At 35.7% G+C, this 16,420-nt stretch carries 31 protein-coding genes; all 31 read right to left on the reverse strand.

The features are described from left to right. Positions 1 to 7: 7 nt before the first annotated feature. Positions 8 to 832 (reverse strand): pyocin knob domain-containing protein, encoded by an 825-nt coding sequence (locus tag FLP15_RS10185; RefSeq protein WP_142767024.1) that lies wholly within the window; start codon positions 830 to 832, stop codon positions 8 to 10. A gap of 3 nt (positions 833 to 835) precedes the next feature. Continuing rightward, positions 836 to 1,288 (reverse strand): phage Gp19/Gp15/Gp42 family protein, encoded by a 453-nt coding sequence (locus tag FLP15_RS10190; RefSeq protein WP_142767025.1) that lies wholly within the window; start codon positions 1,286 to 1,288, stop codon positions 836 to 838. 1 nt (position 1,289) lies between these two features. Then, a complete protein-coding gene (locus FLP15_RS10195; RefSeq protein WP_142767026.1) occupies positions 1,290 to 1,589 on the reverse strand; it encodes a hypothetical protein in 300 nt (99 codons plus the stop codon). An 11-nt stretch (positions 1,590 to 1,600) separates the two neighbouring features. Further along, positions 1,601 to 2,497: a phage major capsid protein gene (locus tag FLP15_RS10200; RefSeq protein ID WP_142767027.1), complete on the reverse strand. Its 897-nt coding sequence runs from the start codon at positions 2,495 to 2,497 to the stop codon at positions 1,601 to 1,603. Positions 2,498 to 2,500: 3 nt separating this feature from the next. Further along, the gene (locus FLP15_RS10205; RefSeq protein WP_142767028.1) at positions 2,501 to 2,965 is read right to left on the reverse strand and encodes a capsid assembly scaffolding protein Gp46 family protein; all 465 of its coding nucleotides are present in this window, start codon (positions 2,963 to 2,965) and stop codon (positions 2,501 to 2,503) included. A 72-nt stretch (positions 2,966 to 3,037) separates the two neighbouring features. Beyond that, on the reverse strand, positions 3,038 to 4,447 hold the full coding sequence (locus FLP15_RS10210) for a DEAD/DEAH box helicase family protein (protein ID WP_142767029.1): 1,410 nt from the start codon (positions 4,445 to 4,447) through the stop codon (positions 3,038 to 3,040). A gap of 50 nt (positions 4,448 to 4,497) precedes the next feature. Further along, positions 4,498 to 5,004 (reverse strand): helix-turn-helix domain-containing protein, encoded by a 507-nt coding sequence (locus FLP15_RS13755; protein WP_142767030.1) that lies wholly within the window; start codon positions 5,002 to 5,004, stop codon positions 4,498 to 4,500. Further along, the gene (locus FLP15_RS10220) at positions 5,001 to 5,765 is read right to left on the reverse strand and encodes a hypothetical protein (RefSeq protein ID WP_142767031.1); all 765 of its coding nucleotides are present in this window, start codon (positions 5,763 to 5,765) and stop codon (positions 5,001 to 5,003) included. The genes FLP15_RS13755 and FLP15_RS10220 overlap by 4 nt, the downstream gene beginning before the upstream one ends. Positions 5,766 to 5,767: 2 nt before the next feature. Next, positions 5,768 to 7,192 (reverse strand): phage portal protein, encoded by a 1,425-nt coding sequence (locus tag FLP15_RS10225; protein ID WP_142767032.1) that lies wholly within the window; start codon positions 7,190 to 7,192, stop codon positions 5,768 to 5,770. Between the two features lie 146 nt (positions 7,193 to 7,338). Continuing rightward, positions 7,339 to 7,674: an HNH endonuclease gene (locus FLP15_RS10230; RefSeq protein WP_190288387.1), complete on the reverse strand. Its 336-nt coding sequence runs from the start codon at positions 7,672 to 7,674 to the stop codon at positions 7,339 to 7,341. A gap of 119 nt (positions 7,675 to 7,793) precedes the next feature. Beyond that, complete coding sequence (locus tag FLP15_RS10235; protein ID WP_142767034.1) at positions 7,794 to 8,219, reverse strand: transcriptional regulator; 426 nt, start codon at positions 8,217 to 8,219, stop codon at positions 7,794 to 7,796. A gap of 84 nt (positions 8,220 to 8,303) precedes the next feature. Beyond that, positions 8,304 to 8,429 carry a hypothetical protein gene (locus FLP15_RS13635; RefSeq protein ID WP_280954070.1) on the reverse strand — a complete coding sequence of 42 codons (126 nt, stop codon included), beginning with the start codon at positions 8,427 to 8,429 and terminating at the stop codon, positions 8,304 to 8,306. Continuing rightward, positions 8,419 to 8,610 carry a hypothetical protein gene (locus FLP15_RS10240; RefSeq protein ID WP_142767035.1) on the reverse strand — a complete coding sequence of 64 codons (192 nt, stop codon included), beginning with the start codon at positions 8,608 to 8,610 and terminating at the stop codon, positions 8,419 to 8,421. The genes FLP15_RS13635 and FLP15_RS10240 overlap by 11 nt, the downstream gene beginning before the upstream one ends. After that, positions 8,597 to 8,785 carry a hypothetical protein gene (locus FLP15_RS10245; RefSeq protein WP_142767036.1) on the reverse strand — a complete coding sequence of 63 codons (189 nt, stop codon included), beginning with the start codon at positions 8,783 to 8,785 and terminating at the stop codon, positions 8,597 to 8,599. The genes FLP15_RS10240 and FLP15_RS10245 overlap by 14 nt, the downstream gene beginning before the upstream one ends. Further along, positions 8,782 to 8,964: a hypothetical protein gene (locus tag FLP15_RS10250; RefSeq protein ID WP_142767037.1), complete on the reverse strand. Its 183-nt coding sequence runs from the start codon at positions 8,962 to 8,964 to the stop codon at positions 8,782 to 8,784. The genes FLP15_RS10245 and FLP15_RS10250 overlap by 4 nt, the downstream gene beginning before the upstream one ends. A 22-nt stretch (positions 8,965 to 8,986) precedes the next feature. After that, on the reverse strand, positions 8,987 to 9,295 hold the full coding sequence (locus tag FLP15_RS10255; RefSeq protein WP_142767038.1) for a hypothetical protein: 309 nt from the start codon (positions 9,293 to 9,295) through the stop codon (positions 8,987 to 8,989). Positions 9,296 to 9,482: 187 nt separating this feature from the next. Beyond that, positions 9,483 to 9,650 carry a hypothetical protein gene (locus FLP15_RS10260; protein WP_190288291.1) on the reverse strand — a complete coding sequence of 56 codons (168 nt, stop codon included), beginning with the start codon at positions 9,648 to 9,650 and terminating at the stop codon, positions 9,483 to 9,485. Positions 9,651 to 9,789: 139 nt separating this feature from the next. Further along, entirely contained in the window at positions 9,790 to 10,125 is a 336-nt protein-coding gene (locus FLP15_RS12790) for a hypothetical protein (RefSeq protein ID WP_190288292.1), read from the reverse strand. Continuing rightward, positions 10,118 to 10,393 carry a hypothetical protein gene (locus FLP15_RS10270; protein WP_142767040.1) on the reverse strand — a complete coding sequence of 92 codons (276 nt, stop codon included), beginning with the start codon at positions 10,391 to 10,393 and terminating at the stop codon, positions 10,118 to 10,120. The genes FLP15_RS12790 and FLP15_RS10270 overlap by 8 nt, the downstream gene beginning before the upstream one ends. 42 nt (positions 10,394 to 10,435) lie before the next feature. Further along, positions 10,436 to 10,972, reverse strand: a complete 537-nt coding sequence (locus FLP15_RS10275; protein ID WP_142767041.1) for a hypothetical protein — start codon at positions 10,970 to 10,972, stop codon at positions 10,436 to 10,438. A 5-nt stretch (positions 10,973 to 10,977) separates the two neighbouring features. After that, positions 10,978 to 11,790: a tyrosine-type recombinase/integrase gene (locus FLP15_RS10280; protein ID WP_142767042.1), complete on the reverse strand. Its 813-nt coding sequence runs from the start codon at positions 11,788 to 11,790 to the stop codon at positions 10,978 to 10,980. A gap of 7 nt (positions 11,791 to 11,797) precedes the next feature. Continuing rightward, positions 11,798 to 12,442, reverse strand: coding sequence for an N-6 DNA methylase (locus FLP15_RS10285; protein WP_142767043.1), 645 nt, complete (start codon positions 12,440 to 12,442; stop codon positions 11,798 to 11,800). Continuing rightward, complete coding sequence (locus tag FLP15_RS10290) at positions 12,439 to 12,834, reverse strand: hypothetical protein (RefSeq protein ID WP_142767044.1); 396 nt, start codon at positions 12,832 to 12,834, stop codon at positions 12,439 to 12,441. Before FLP15_RS10290 ends, FLP15_RS10285 begins: the two co-directional genes overlap by 4 nt. Next, positions 12,827 to 13,105 carry a hypothetical protein gene (locus FLP15_RS10295; protein WP_142767045.1) on the reverse strand — a complete coding sequence of 93 codons (279 nt, stop codon included), beginning with the start codon at positions 13,103 to 13,105 and terminating at the stop codon, positions 12,827 to 12,829. The genes FLP15_RS10290 and FLP15_RS10295 overlap by 8 nt, the downstream gene beginning before the upstream one ends. Next, positions 13,080 to 13,601, reverse strand: coding sequence for a hypothetical protein (locus FLP15_RS10300; protein WP_142767046.1), 522 nt, complete (start codon positions 13,599 to 13,601; stop codon positions 13,080 to 13,082). Before FLP15_RS10300 ends, FLP15_RS10295 begins: the two co-directional genes overlap by 26 nt. Positions 13,602 to 13,696: 95 nt before the next feature. Next, positions 13,697 to 13,795 (reverse strand): DUF3850 domain-containing protein, encoded by a 99-nt coding sequence (locus FLP15_RS13255; protein ID WP_223804626.1) that lies wholly within the window; start codon positions 13,793 to 13,795, stop codon positions 13,697 to 13,699. After that, complete coding sequence (locus FLP15_RS10310) at positions 13,792 to 14,298, reverse strand: DUF1642 domain-containing protein (protein ID WP_142767047.1); 507 nt, start codon at positions 14,296 to 14,298, stop codon at positions 13,792 to 13,794. Before FLP15_RS10310 ends, FLP15_RS13255 begins: the two co-directional genes overlap by 4 nt. 14 nt (positions 14,299 to 14,312) lie before the next feature. After that, the gene (locus FLP15_RS10315) at positions 14,313 to 14,549 is read right to left on the reverse strand and encodes a hypothetical protein (protein ID WP_142767048.1); all 237 of its coding nucleotides are present in this window, start codon (positions 14,547 to 14,549) and stop codon (positions 14,313 to 14,315) included. 75 nt (positions 14,550 to 14,624) lie between these two features. Beyond that, positions 14,625 to 14,789: a hypothetical protein gene (locus FLP15_RS12795; RefSeq protein ID WP_190288293.1), complete on the reverse strand. Its 165-nt coding sequence runs from the start codon at positions 14,787 to 14,789 to the stop codon at positions 14,625 to 14,627. Continuing rightward, complete coding sequence (locus FLP15_RS10320) at positions 14,786 to 15,496, reverse strand: ATP-binding protein (protein WP_223804768.1); 711 nt, start codon at positions 15,494 to 15,496, stop codon at positions 14,786 to 14,788. Before FLP15_RS10320 ends, FLP15_RS12795 begins: the two co-directional genes overlap by 4 nt. Before the next feature lie 189 nt (positions 15,497 to 15,685). Further along, entirely contained in the window at positions 15,686 to 16,408 is a 723-nt protein-coding gene (locus tag FLP15_RS10325) for a DnaD domain protein (RefSeq protein WP_142767049.1), read from the reverse strand. Between the last annotated feature and the right edge of the window lie 12 nt (positions 16,409 to 16,420).

Here is a 16,420-nt window from a genome sequence, read left to right on the forward strand (position 1 = left end):
CATTCCCCTAACTAAAAGATTTCCATGCTGTCCATGTTGAACCATTCAATGTGCGATATACTGGCTTTAATGTTGCACTTTCAGGATATACTACTTGCTTTTTTAATGAACCAACAAATGTATATTCCAACCAATAAGCAGTCCCCACAGGGAATGGTAAACTTCCTGTCAGATTGGTTACAGCACTAGAGATGTAATAGCTTTGTCCAATAGTATCTAAATTCAATGTCGTACTTGAATTAGTGTTACCCACCTGAATCGATAATGCATACTGTGCGAACAATCCACCTTGAACGCCTACATTTGTAAGTGGTATTGCTCCCCAAGCGCTCCACGTTGTTCCGTTAAAGCTTCTAATAGCAAGGTTACCGCCATACTGAATTTGTCTTACCTGTCCATTATCTCCTACGATTACTTGAACGAGGTTACCTGCATAGTAGTCATTTAACATTGTCCCCTGTGCCTGATACAATCCAGCTTTTTTATAGTCGTTCCAATCTCCTGTTGCTTGTTGTACTAACAAGCTAGTTGAACTGACAGCATTTTCAGTTTTTCCTAGCTTTCCTGCAATTGCTGACAGAAGCGCTTGAACAGTCGTCAAATTTTCTGGTGTAATACCAAAGTCTGTAACTTGATTTGACAAGTTCGTCATAATACTTTGCAAACTTTCCATATCTGTTGTAGTTGCATCAGCCTGTGACTGTAAATTTGAAAGAGCATTATTGATTGTTGTCAAGTCAACTTGTGGAGCATATTTTTGAACCAATGCAATCAAATCATTTTTAAACTTTTGCCCTGTTGGATCTGAAGTTTGCAAATTATACAGAGCCATGCTTTAACCTCCCAACAAATCATCAACATTAACAGTCGTTTTGGGGCTATCAATTTGATTAATATTTCCATAAAAATCAATCACCCCATATCTTTGTTTTTTCAACCCTAAGCGGCTCAATTCGGAGTTCTTGATGAACAAGCCTCCACCAGGGACTAGATAGGAACCAGAAAAAGAATAACCCAAAGCACTCTCTGTCCTTTGGGTCATTGGTTCTTGGTCAGTAGACGTCATCAACGTTCTAGCTACTATATCAACAGTGACGGATGTAACAACACTTGCAAAATAATCAGGATTGCTTGCAAGCATCTCATCTAAATTTTTGCCGACTTTGTCAGCTTCCATCCGCAAGGAATCAGAAACAACTACAAGCAGCTTTTTTGCTCTCTCCTGTTCCTCTGCTTTCAATTGTCGCCACAAGCTATTGACATCATCAAGTGTTGCGAAAGGTACCATATTACTCCTTTCCTTGCTCCATCATCAAATCATAAAGCACTTGTTTGTTTGCACGTTTATCATATTCAACACCGAAAGCATCAAGTTCTTGCATAATTTGTGCTTTAGTAATCCCGTCATAGGTTCCATCTAAGTTTGATTCTTCCTCAACTTGCTCTTGTTCAACTTTTTTGGAGTCTGCATCATTAGCTTGGACATCTACAACAGCTTCTTTAGATTCATTTTCAAGCACCCAATTTCCACCAGAGATTTTAAATTCTGTATCAATTGTTGCTTTTGTTAATGTGTTAAAATATCTCATTCACGTCCTCCTTATTCAGCAGCTTCTGTTACACGGGCAAATTTAGTAGCATCAAGAATTCCCCAACCAAGGTATAATTCAGCACGGATATAAACTTGGTTATAACCTTTTAAGTCAAGCCCTGAATTGTCAGGATCACCAAATTGAATAACTTCAAGTGGCACTTCTTTCGCATATCCCCATTTGAATCCATTTGCAAAATCTCCGACGATTGCGCGATCATTTTCTGTTGACATATCTGAGACCGTTTTATTAACATCTACTGGAAGTCCGTTGATAGTATCTGGTGTTGCTCCCCATTTCAGTTCAGGGAAAAGAGCATTTCCTTGTTGGTCTTTTTGTTTAGCAAGAGCCGAACGGAATGATGGGTTAATTGCGATACCAGTGACATCAGCATCAACTCCAGTTAAAACTTCTACTGCGCTTTCGATGGCGCCATTTGCATCTGCAATCCCTTTGGGAGCTTCGACTTTTTGAGTAACTTTAGAATCAAAGTTGTTCGACCCGATAACGGTTGATGCAGTCCCTTGACGTGGATTAACGCCATGAAATGCCATTAAATCAATACCGCGAGCAACCTTTTTTGCGAACCCATCGTTGAACGCTTGCAAAATATTGATTTTTTCTTCTTGAGATGCATACATAAATTCGTCTGAAATACGTGCACCGTATTCAACTTTGATTGGTACCATTGTTTGTGGCGCAAGAGACACTCCACCATGCGTTTTTTTGCCGCTTTCAGCAATTACATCAATTTCTGAATCCATAGTGAATGTGAATACTTTTTCACCATTAAATGGGATAGGATTTTGAGCTGATAAGCGTGCAATTGAGCTTTTTCCAGTCACTTTGTTAATAAGGTCTGTAACCAATGTTGGGTCAAATAATGTTCCTTTGTTTAATACCATTTTTTATTCTCCTTCTATTTGTAGTCCTTCGACTAATTTACGATAAGCTCCATCTTTTCCATCACCCAAATTTGGTTCAACATCTTTAAGTGGGGCTGGTGGAGTCTGTGGTTTAATGAATCCGCTGAAACGTTCAGCATCAGCTTTAAGTGATTCTTCATCATCGCCTGAAAGTCTGTCAGCCAAATCTAATGGCAAGCCAGCTTTAATAGCAATAGACTGTTTGAGTTGTGCTGTTTTGTAACCACTGATTTGTTTTTCATAATCAGCTTTTTCTTGTTCCCAAGACTTTGATTCTTCAATAGTTGCTTGATATGCAGTGTTATCTGCTTCAAGTGCAGCAATTTTAGTTTTGAGTTCATCATAATCAGCATAATTAGCTTCAATCGTTTCTTTTTGACGTGCTAATCTTGTTTCAATGATTTGGTTTAACTCTTCTTGCGTTTTTGGTAAATTATTTTCTGACATAGTCAAATCCTTTCTCCTGCTTGCCCGGCAGTTCGGTAATTTTTGGTACAAAAAAACGACTTAAAAAGTCGTCTAATACCGTATTTGTTGTTTTTTCTTCGGCTTGTTATTGCTACAAGCCCAATGCGCCAACAACGCACTGTCCATTAAACTGATATCCATATCATCAAACTGTGATTTATACCCAAATCCACCACTATTACCAATAGTTCGCTTGTCACAATTTGTGACTACAGTAGTAAGTGAAGGTTGTCCAGAATGGCAAAAGCTTTTTTGAAAAATCCCTTGTTCCCATCGAGAATTAGCGTTGATGATTTCTTTTACAGTTGGTAGTATCGGCTCTTTCAATTTGAAATCTTTCATTTCACTCGTTAAGATACTTTGACCACTTTGTCCATCAATGACAACTTTTTCAACATCCGCTTTTTTTAAGAAATTGATAATCCACTGGTTACCATTTCTTATGGACTGACAATCAATTGTTTCAACAAATATCTTTCCTGATAGTGTTTTAACTGCAATACTCATTGCAACATTTGCACCATCATTTCCATACTTAATACCAACAAAGAGCTTTCCTTTAATTACTGGCAAACGGTTAACCTTTAGTGCATTCCATTCTTGCTCTGAAATGACTGATTTCTGGTTATATTTTGGCCAGTAACCCAAACGTTGAACATTATGGTCCAACTTATCTTCACCAAGTTCGGCTTCAATTTTGCGTTCATTTAAGTGATAACCCATAGATGGATTAGAATTGTACCAAGCTTCAACATCGTGGATGTCCTTAATGTCTTCAACTGACCATTCTGCCCAGCCTGAATATTTTGCTTTTCCAGCTAAAGTATTCTCTCGATAATTTGTAAAAACAGTACCACTTGATACTGGTGTTGGAGGTGTTCCACACATTATAGTCATTGGATTATCACTGTCAGTGACAGTGTACTTCAATGCTGATTCTTGCTCAGTAGTATATTCTTGCGCTTCATCAATGACTAAAATGTCGAATCCTTCACCAAGACCACCACTTGAGGTCCTAGTCCTGAACTGGATAACTCCTCCAGACTCAATCAATTCCAATCTCTCTTGGCCTTTAGCTTTAATTGATTTGAAATCTTCTCCCTCAATATATCCACTATCTTCAAGATATTTTTTTAATTTCTCGTAAGATGAATGAGATGTACTGATTCGATGAGCTGTATGAAGGATACTTAATCCCTGTTCAAGTGACCATAATTCAAGGATATAGACAATTTCTGTTTTACCATTCCGCCGTGGGATTGAGTATCCAAATTTTTGGTGTGTCCATAAGCCATCTTCATCAATGGCCATAACCTCTTTCAAAAGGTTCTCCTGCCACGGATAACACTTATGTTTAGATTTTTCGTAAATCTCAATAGCTTCTTGATATTTTGTTTCAGTAAATGGAAGTATTACCGATTGAGTAGGATACTGATTGCCAAATCTTTTTTCAGCAGTCATGTTACCCCTCCTTCAATCTAAAAGCATGATAACCCTATCGCTGGGATGAGTTAATCAGAAATTATTTTATTAATCTCTTTGAATTTTTGTTCTATATCTTTTAATCGGTTATATTCAGAAATCGTTAAAGAAATAGAGTTATTACCATTTAAAAGTTCTGTTACGCTTTGCCCTCCCATTTCTGATATTATTCCAAGATTTTCCTTATTGGGTAAATTACGTCCTTTTTCCCAATTATTTACAGTCCCCTTGGATGTATTAAATAGCTTTCCGAATTGTTCCATTGTCAATCCGCTATCTAGGCGTATTGTTTTAATTTTTTGTCCTACTATTTGTGGAGAGTTTAGATTATCAACATGAGATGTTAATTCTTCAATAGTGATATTTGCAAATTCTGCAATAGCTTTAATTCTTTCAGGATTCGGTAGTGATTCCCCTTTTTCCCATTTTGAAGCATTACCTTTAGCAGCACCAAATAATGCTCCAAATTTTTCCAGCGTCATTCCCCTACTAAGTCGAATATTCTTGATTCTTTCCCCGATTATTTGATTCTTCATTTTCTCTCCTTTAGATTCAAATTTTTACGTTCAGCAATCTTTGCATCTTTATCTGGGTCAACCCAGTTCTTGGACCAAACATCCTGACGTTTTCTATCAATATCCCTAGGGTCATATTCTACTGTGCATCGGCAACGTTCATGACGATGATACACGTCACTTGGAACATTAGGATAGTCGTATGAACCTGCCAAACTTCTACACCAATCACATGCTTTACCTACTAACTTTCGCACGATTTTAGGTTTTAAACCTGCTTTTGCTTGAAAATCAATATTTTTCTTAAGCGTATCATCAACAACACTCTGGCTAAATGTTACTATTGGCTCTTTCAAAAGCCAAAGTATTTTTTCAAAATCATCTTCACTAGAAATGCGATTGACAATGCCATCAATTCTATCTTGATTTAATTCTGGAATTTGTGATTTTAATTTAAAGCCAGCCAATTGATTGAGTTCGCTTTGAACATCCGTTGAATAACCTGAAATTAAATCAAAATTTTTCTTCAATATGGAATTGAACAATCTATCTGCAATGTTGAAATACATTTTTCCGTCAGGTAAAACATCTACTGTTACATGAGTTCCCAAAACATCAGATAAAATTTGACCAACTTCGACACCAAATTCATTTGCTTGAATATAGGTTGCTTTTTTAGTTTTCAACAATTCCATTGATTGCTTTAACGTTTTACTATTTGCTGCTCTTTCATCAAAATCTTGATTTATTTTTACTAAAAGAGGTGGTAAAATATCTTCCATCTTTATACATCCGAATCATCTAGCATTTTAATTGCTTCTTCTTGATTAAATCCAAGTTTTTGAAGCATCAATGATGCGTTGTTTTTGGTAATTGTCCTTTTATTCCATTTTTCTAACAAGCTTGTTATTTCATAGGTTGATATTTTGCGTGTACTATTATTTTCATTATTAGATGCCTCAGGCTCAGATACGACAATTGGTGCACCACCAGTTATTCCTGTAATATCCCTAATAGTTAATCTATCTATAAATCCTGGTATAGCTTGATTAAGTTTAATAGCACCATCTCCAATCAAACTCAACATACTTGCATCAGCTTCAAACAATGGTTCCCATTTCGGTTTTGTTTTTCTGAACTGTTCTCGTAAATATGGAACATTATCACGCAAACACGCTGCAAGATAAGCAACATTCAAAAAACCAGCCCCCAAACTTCGTTGAGCTTTTCTACCAGCTAATCGTAAGTTTTCGTGACTTGCCTTAATCGCTTCAACTGATGACGGATTATCAGAAACAAATCCTAAATCATCAAGAGTTAATCCTGTTTCACCAGCAAAACCTGCGGCTGCAGTTCTAAGTTGTTCAGTAAATGGCGACATGCTTGGTTGAGTAAATTGTCCAAGAGTTGGTTTATCACCATCCTCATCTTTTGTGAATTGCAACATGCTTGATACAGTTGCTTTCCAAGTTTCCATCGGCTCCGCATCATCACTCAATCCAGTTACATATTTTTGAGGGAAGGAATAAAACTCGGCTGTTACATCGGCTCTTTCAAGCGTTCGTTTTGCATTGCTTTGCCAATACATTCCTGAACGTGTAATACGAGAACGTCCAAATGGGCGAACTGCATCAGGACGGTGAATGATTGGAACTAATAGAGGATGCCCTGTTGGATTAGCAAGAGAAATATTATTACGTGAATCACGATAATAATAATCTGTTCTATCAGGCAAGAAATGTGCTTCGAGAACAACACTATTGTTTTCATCTCGTTCTAAAACTGCATATCCCTCTGTCAGTAATCCAGTAATTGGGTCAATGATTCCTGTTGCATTGACCGCTTCAATAACTTGAAGTCGCACCGCATCATTTTCACCTTTCGAAATATAAGTAAAGCTACATGATGCAATAAGTGATGACAAAACAGCACTATCAAAAAATATATCAGGATTATTTTCCTCAAAAATTTCATTTACTGTAAAGTCATCATTTTCAAATTCTCGAAAAACAAGACGGTCTGCAAGACTGTCAACTCCCTTTGCGCACCATCCTAATATTGAACGATATTGTTGGCTTAATGCTTGTGGAATTGTAATCCCTTTGAATCTATCAACATGCTTCATTGCATATTGCTCATAGCGCATTTCTGCTCTTCGTTTATGAACAGACAGCTTAAATCTCAGATATCCAATACCTTTTTCAGTCAATTTTTTTGCTCCTTTCTATAGTCGCGTGAGAAAAAATGTACAGTGACGGCGTGAAGTACGAGCCGACCGAGGGCGGGGAGGTATGCCCCCTCATTCTCTCTCCTGTGCATTTTAAATCTTCTTTAATATTATTTATCGAAAAATAATTAAGAGACGTAAGAAGCCCAATCACGGCTCTGTGGCAAGTTACGATTTCCTAATACTTTCGGCTCTTCCTGCTTCACGTTGAACAACTTATCAGACTTCTGACGGTTGCAAGTCCAGTGAGCAAGCTGCAAGTTATCTATTGATGAAGGATGACCGCCTTTATTAATGGGGATGATGTGGTCAACAACCGCACTCAATGGGTCAGGTGCTTTCAAACTCTTATCAATTGGCTTACCACAAATGCCACAGGTGTTCTGTGTCTTGAGCAATATCTTTCTGTTTTTATCAAAGGCTACGCGGTGTGCGCCTTGTCTATCAGCTCTTAATGCCATGATACTCTCCTTATTGCATGACAAAAGCCAACAGAATATATCTGCTGGCTTATTTATTTTTTCTTGATGATACTATAATACTACATTTATCTTGTCCGTTTAAAGGGGCTAAACGGACAACATTACCAAAAGCCACCACAATCATCATCATACATTTCAAGAATGGCTCGCTTCTTCCTTCGGACTGTTCTATCACTCATGAAGCAAAGCTTACCAAGTTCTTCCTCTGTATAATAATTTGTATCAACCCATTGATAATGAAATAACATTTTAGATGCATCATCAAGTTTACTGATTAAATTATCAACCCTCTTTCTAAAGTTTTCAATATAAATAATCTGTTCATCCATCATCCACTTCTCTACAATATCGTGAGTTGGATTAGATATTTTACTTGAACGACCTCCTCCTACATTATCATCGTGATGCTTACTCATCATTAACTCTTGTTTACGAATTGCAATCGCCTTATCAACTTCTCTATAAAGATAAAGTTTTTTTGAGATTGTTTTCATATCTTGGACTGATAGGCTATATCTTCTACTCATAGTATCTTAACTCCTTATATTTTGGTATAATAGAATTAAGAAAAGTTGTTTTTAAAGCGCATTGCAGTGCGCTTTTTTTGCTGTTTAAAACCCCATCCAAACCCAACGAATCGCACGTAGCAGCAAGCCAGTAATAATTATTCCAAACCCAATGATAATTATTACTGATAGAATTTGAACAAGGATATCATTAACATTTTTATTTTTCATCTGTTACCTCCTTAATGAAAACAACTTTGAAAGCTGCGTTACTTCTAATAATCCAACCTGACTCACTTTCCAACTCCAAGATAATATCATCATAACTATTAGCTTTTATGATTACGCTAGGAGAAGCTTCTAGTCCAGATTCATAAGCAACGGTAGCGCCATATAATTTAAACTCTTTCATTGATCACCTCCTGATATCCTTCAATAAATGCTTTAACAACATTCGCATAACCTCTACCTACCGACCTTACATTTTCAGGAGTTAGCTGAAATTCATCAACTTTCCTGATACGTTTCTTGTGCTTGATTCGGGAATATCCGCAAGGAGCATTATTTACTGTTAATTCTTTTTTCATTTCTTAACCTCCTTGTAGTCTTGATACAACCCTTCAAATATTGCTGTAGCACATTGTAATGTAGCCAATCCTAGTTCAGCAGCAGAACCTTTGAAGTCTGTTCCGTCTTCATTCCATCCTGCAATTGAGTAAGGATACTCATTTTCTGGATGAAATATGATATGTATTTCTTTAATCATAAAATGCTTCGCCCTTCTATGATTACCATGAAATTTGAATATATGATTTATAGACATTTATACCTAAGAAATTTTTCCCATATATTTCTTTTAGTTCTATATCAAAACCAACACCGAGCTTTTCTTTTAAGAGGTCAATAGTACCTCTATTTTGTAGTCTAATTTTTAGATATTTATCTTCCGGCTCACTTATTTTGATTCTATAACCTGTATATCCTTGATTTGCTGCAGTTTTAATCTCTTTTTCTAAATCAATTTTTTTATACCATCTTTCAAACCATTTTTTATGAGATTCATTCTGAGATGATTTAATTTCATCAATTAATTCCATTCTTAACCTCTTTCTTTTATTAGTAAATATATAATATAATCGGAATTTAAAATAAATAGGCTCTAATCTTGATATTGTTCACTTTATAGCTATTTTTATATTTTTATTAAAATAAGCTATTTTTTACCTCAATCTATATGTTCATCAAGCCATTTATCAGCTTCTGTCATTTTTCAAATTCCTTTCTTTAAAACACATTCTCTGACTCATCCAGCTCCGAGCGGTCAATGTTTTCTTGTTCAATGTTTGAAAGTAATTTACTGAACCGCTTGGCTAATCTCCCCCAGAAAATCACAACACTGATTAATACTATTCCGCCAATTAAATTAATAATATTTGCGATTGTTTCCATCATTCCTCCACGCTTTCCGTATTGATTATTTCGGCAATCTGTTTTTCTAAAATCGGCTTTATAAGTTCCCAATGTTCGGCAGAGGCTTATTTGTCAGCGCAAACTGTTATTTCAAAGCCTAACATCTTGATGTAATATTGCTTCATTCCTCCACTACCTCGACAATTTCCACGCCCAGCGCTTTGCCTGCGAGGTAGGCAAAAACTAGCATAGGGTTATCTTTGAGCCATTGCGGTGTTCTATCTCCGTTAAGGTCTAAAGCTGACAAATATTTAATTGCTTCAAATTCATTTAAAAAGTGAAGTACTTTTATAAATTTGTCAATTTTTTCCGCAATGCTTTTGCGAATCGTGAGGCGAGGTTGGTTGGCAATTTTGTTTAATTGATTCAGTAAAAATCCAACTTTATCGCCATACAATAGGAATACATCAACTAATTTAACCGCATCTACTGCAATTTGTTGTGCTGTTTTACTCATCTCTCAACTCCTCAACTTCTTTTATTTTTTTAATCTGCCTTTTCATGTAAAGCTGAAGTTCCCCAAACACATTCTCTGACTCGTCCAGCTCCGAGCGGTCAATGTTTTCTTGTTCAATATTTGACAGTAATTTACTGAACCGCTTGGCTAATGTCCCCCAGAAAATCACAACACCGATTAATACTATTCCGCCAATTAAATTAATAATATTTGCGATTGTTTCCATCATTCCTCCACGCTTTCCGTGATGTAATATTGTTTCATTCAATCCCTCCCCACCAGTCATTGACCAGCGATATTAGTTTGTCGGTCATTCTCGTTCTTTCTTCATTGACTGCCAAAATACATCATTTAGATATTTTTGATATGCACTTTTCTTCGGTTTAAATTTATCAAGCTTTGTTTTAATTTTATGATGAATAACATAACTGTTTATTTGACGCAGTTCTAAACCCAAAATTTCTGCTATTTCTGACCTGAATTTTCCTTCTTTTGCAAGTTTCCTAATTTCTGAGTCATATTTTGTTAAGTATTTATTTTTTTTAGGCAATTTAAGCGTTCTAATTCTATCTGTGATTGCCTTTTCGGTTACTCCAAACCTACGTCCTAACTGAGCGTATGTATACCGAAGATAATTTTCAATAATATAGTCGTCTTCTTCCTTCGTCCATACTTTTTCAAAGTGTCTGATATCAAGCTCTTTTCTTAGCCTTACAGCTTTACAGACAATTGACTTTTTACTTCGCCCTAGAAACTCAGCCGCAGCATTCAAGTCAAAATTATCAACATCGTTGTAGTAAAGTTCTAAATAGATTTCTTCCTCTTCTGTCCATGCTTTACCAGCCATTTTCCCTACCAATCTATTGCCTTATTCATATGAGATTGTTGTTCTTTTTTTGAAATCCGAGTATAAATCTGAGTCGTAGCTAAGCTTGCGTGACCCAGTAAGTCGCTAACTAATGAAATATCTTTCGTTTTTTTCATCATATTTACTGCAAAAAAATGTCTAAAGCTATGAGGGTGCATTGCCTCCTCTCTGATATTGTACTTGTTGGCAAGATAATGCAAAGATGAAGCAACACCTCTTGACGTGATATGATTATTAGCATTATAAGGACTAGGGAAAAGCCACTCTGAATCAACATTTTTGAAATACTCCGCAGAATCCTTAACTAACTGCTCTGGAATATAAATTGTTCGCATTTTGCCTTTCGACCACATCACCGCTTCGCCATTCTTTAAATCATTTTTAGTAAATCGAATAAATTCGGAAACGCGAGCACCCGTTTTTGCTATAAATTGAATCCGCCAGTACATCTTTTCATTTTTATCTTCTACTAATTTTTGGCAAAGATAATCATATTCTTCACGAGTAATTACATTTTCAACTGATGTTGGTTGTTGAATCTTAAGCAGCTTTACCTTATTTCTGGGTTGATTGATTAAATCCATGAATAGATTCATCGGCTGCAACCGAATATTGACGGTTTTAGGAGCATACTCTTTCTTTAGCTCATTTTTCCAAATCATCATATTCTGTTTTGAAAAGTCTTTCCCGAAGCGATTTCTAAATTTTTTCAAACCTAATAAATATTGCTTACGAGTATTTTCTGCAAGTTCACGTTCTTCAAAATAATTTTCAAATAATTGTTCATATTTATCCAAATAAATTTCACCTCCATATCAGATGCATAGGTGTTTTCCAAATATCATATATTTCTTGCGATAAAGCATTACCAACATAACATTTAGCTCTAACTCCTAGCAGAGAAAGTTGAACATAGCACATTAACAAGACATTTTCATCTAAATCGCATGCTTCAACTTCTACATTTTTTTGATAATTAACCCCCAAGTCTTTCATCAATTGCAACTGAGCGAGAATCATGCTTCCTGCTCCACATGCATTTTCACCAATCCTGATTTTCCCTGACTTTTCTATTGTTTTTTCTAAAAAATCTTTATCAATCGCTAATTTGGCACTTGCGAGTGACAAAGAGTACGGCGTAAAGAATTGACCTTTATTAGAATTATGAGCATTTAACAAATGATACATTTTTCCTAAATGGTCATCAATTCCATTTTCATCAAATAAGTCAATCAATTCTGCAAAGCATTCGCTAAATACTTTCAACGTTCCTTCACCATATTTTTTAAATAGTTCTAAATATTTCTTTTCTCGCTCATCAAAATTTGTTAAATCTGCTTGATTTGATAAAGTGTAAGCCATGGAATGAATCCATGCAAAGAAAAGTTCATCGTAGCGATATTTACCATCTAGTTGCTTTATTTTTTTTACAATGAGTTCCACTGTCATCCCTCCACCTCCACGAAATCACGAGTTAGTGGGTTGAGGTAAGCATAAACAATATTCCTTCGATTACAGTTTTCAAACTCATCTGACAAATTATTAAACATGAAAGCTGTCAAAGGTTCATCTTCAATCAATCCATCTTCAATCACTTGAACTGTCGCTCCGACGTCACTGTATGGCCTGATATAATCATTGACAAATGATTCTTTCACAACATAGTCCAACTCCTCCGCAATGCTTTTCGGAATCGTGAGCGAGGACAGACTTAAAATTTTCATGAATGCTTTACGATTAACCTCGATTATTTCATTCTGTTGTTCAATGGTGTAGTAAGCCTTTGACTTAAAATTCAATGCTTCTGCAGCAATTTGTTTCGCTTTTTCTAATTCACTCATCGCCGCTCCCTTCAGCTTTCTCTATTTCGTATTTATGTACTATTCTTGCTTTTGTTCCAACTCCTTTTATGATTTCGACATTAATATGACTAGGTGTAGTTGTAGTTCTATAGCCTATTTCGTATGCCATGCAGAACCCCTCTAATTTACCCTTAGCATAATAAAATGAGTTCATTGAGTCAGAAATATTTTCCTTGAAGCTATATTCCGCTGCCAAAAAGTTCATATATAATATTTCAAAGTTCTCATTTCTCTGTTGTGAATTCATCATCCCCTCCAATCGCTGCGAGTGCTTCGCCTACTTCGTCAATAAAAGAACTTGTAACATCTCCACCAGCATATCCGTCATCTTCATCAGGGTCATAGCTTTTGTAGTTGGTGTATGCTTCTCTGATTTCTGTCAGTGCCTTTTCATATCTATCACAGCGTTCTTGCAGTTTTTCAACCTTATTTTCGGCAGTTAATTTTTCTCTGTGAACTTGCTGAAACTCTGAGACTGTGACTAACTGCATTTTGTTATCTCTGATTTGTTGAATTTCATCAGCGCTGTAAACTAACAAATAATCTTTCAAGTTGTCAGTGCTGACAGAGACGTCAGGAAGATTATCAATCTGTTCTTGAATAGTGACTGTTCCTAAATTAACCATGTCATCCAACGCTTCGCGATAACCGCGTTTGTAATCTTCATTTTTGCTGCTCTTATTCAAGAGAGATAAATAAAAATCTCTAAAGCTTCTTAAATTACTTGTTGCTAGTCCAAATAGCATTTCCTAATCCTCCGTTAAATCATACAACTCAATTCCAAGCACCACATAATCATCTGGTAAGCGGTCTGTGTGGAAGTAATCACAAAGGATTTCAATTATGCTGTACGGTCATTTTTACGAACGTTGAAATTCATTTTTCCTGATTTGACATCATCAAAATATTTGATGTCTAGTTTTAATTCGTGTGTTTTCATTCTTCCACCTCGATTTTCTCGTAGCTCCCAGTTTGCATGCTGTCGATTTCTTGCTTGGTAAAAGATGTTTTATACCCTTTTTGTTTTGCAAGAAACGAATTGTCTGGTTCTTGCCAATGCTCATAATATCCAGTGTTTGTATCTAATGCCAAGTAACTAGTTGTCAGCTTATTCTTCAAATAGAACAACTTCGGATTCTTTAGGGTGTAGTCATCAAGCCATGCACGAAGAATCAAGTTGATGTTTTTATCACTTCCTTGAAAGAAAAGCCACTCATTCACATCATCTGGCATGCTATCGTCATCTAGCAAAGCGAAAGCATTATTATTTTTTCCTTTTACACATTCAACCCACTCCGCCACAAACTGCGGAATCACTGGCAGAGGTTGCGGTGGTTGCCAGTCTTTGAAGTGCTCTTTTGTTTGTTCCATTTTTGTACCAAAAGCAGAATTTCCCAGTGCTTTAACTACTTTGTCAAATTCTTCTTCAAAAGTCTTAGTCATTTTTCATGTCCTCCTTACAAATTTTCATCTGATCCTATTTCCAAATCATAATCAAGTTGAAATGATGAAGGTGAAAAATCAAAATCTATCTCTGAATCGTGAATAAACCTTGTTTGTTGCTCCTCTGACATATTTTCAAAGATTCCCTCCATCGCTTTTAATCCTTCTTTCATCACTAAGGCAATTTCAAGGATTTCATTTTTCTTATTTTCATAGTTTGCTTTATCAATTTTAAGCGTACTTTGTCTCATATCTTCTCCTATTCAAGACAAGATAATTCTATTCACTTGCCTTTATCTAGCCTATGATATTATTTCTACCTCTCGTTAATATCTCGTGATTCCTGGCATATCAGCCATATCAGCTAATTTCATAATGATTTGTGTGCAAGAAAGTTGCTCAATCATTTGTTGTTTCAAAAACTGACTTAGTTTATAATTTTCTTGCTCGAAATCATTGATAATATCGTGTTTTGATTTATTGGTCATCATGATGCCTTTCGCTTGTCTGAGATTGCTTCAAATTTAATCACGCTATTTTTAGAGCCTTCCATAATTCGAGAAACAATTTTATCATCATACTTATTTTTCATTTCTTGTCCTGTGAAATTTGACGTGATAATTGTATTTCCTTCTCGTGCATTGTAAATATTGTAGATGATTCCTTGGACCCAGCTATTATCTTTTGAAAAAGTGCTTTCTGTTCCCAAATCATCAATTACCAATAAATCAACATTTCTCATCAGGGTACTCAAACGTTCTTCTTCTGTTTTTTTGTCTGAGTAATTCCAGCTGTTTTTTATTTCTCGAACTAGTTCGCTAATATTGACAAATAAACAAGAAAACTTTTTATCTTTCATTGCTTCATTGACTTCTTGTAAGATAGCCATTGCTAAGTGAGATTTTCCTCGTCCTGCACCACCGACAAAAACAGTATTAAATATCCCTCCTTGGATATATTCTCGTGCAATTCGTTGTGCCTCATTGAGTACACTCTGCTCAGGTGTTGTTTTGACTTTAAAAGTATCAAATCGTGCATACCAAAGCGACTTTTTACCAACCAAACTCTGAGATTTTAGCACTCTATATTTTCCATATTTACTCTTATTTAAGTAGTTCGCGTTAGCTGTTCGTTCTGCCAGTACCTCTTGTTTATGATGATAATTTCCTGCTTTTGTGCAATGCCTGCAGAAGCTCATACTTGTCACTTGGAGTCCTTCTTCTGTCAGTTCTCCATGAATTTGAGGGTCATAATCTATTGCAGGGGATGAGTATAGCGCATGAGTTCAATATTTGAATGTTCAGGACAAAACATCCCCGTGGGTATTTCTCGCCTGCGATAGAACCAAAGCATTGCATCTTCATTTTCTTTTCGCATCCTATTTCCTCTAAAATCCTAATTCCTCATCATATCCCTTATTTTTCTTCTCTATTTTTTTGTTTCTCAGTCCCTCATGATTTTTGAGGTCTGATAAACTTTTTATGTTGCCGTGTTCCCAATTTTTCAATATTCCATCGACATATTTAAGATTACGGTTTCCACTATCAACAGCAATACTCATTGCTTTAATCACCATTTCATAGCTATGGAGTTCTGACCAATCCGAAATACGTTCACGGATATAACCTGAAATTGTTCCAAAATTTGCTTCATAAAAACTCAAAATCTCTAATAATGATGATGACTTATTAATTGTGTTATTAAATGTGTTATTCTCCTTTACCTTTTCTTCCATACCCTCATTACCTTTTTGTAAAGGGGGTATGGAATTTTTTGTAAAGGGGGTATTTACATTTTTGTTTATAGGGCTTATATAAATGTTTCTTTGTTCCACTTCTTTGCTATTTTCCTTATAGGTTAATTTACTTTCGATATAACCTAATTCTTGAAGACTACTAATGGACACACTTATTGTCTTTATCGAAACTTTATATTTTTCTGCTAACTTACCATTGCTTATCCAAGCATAACCGTTAATATTGGCTAATGCTGCGATTTCTCCATAAATTAATCTAGCAAGAGGAGTAAGTCTGTTATCATGTAAAACTTGTGCATGAATAACGACATAATAATTCACTCCCTCGAAATCACTTTCTTTATCAATTGTCATTTTTTCACCTTG

It is taken from the genome of Lactococcus protaetiae, from assembly GCF_006965445.1.
GTDB lineage: Bacteria > Bacillota > Bacilli > Lactobacillales > Streptococcaceae > Lactococcus > Lactococcus protaetiae.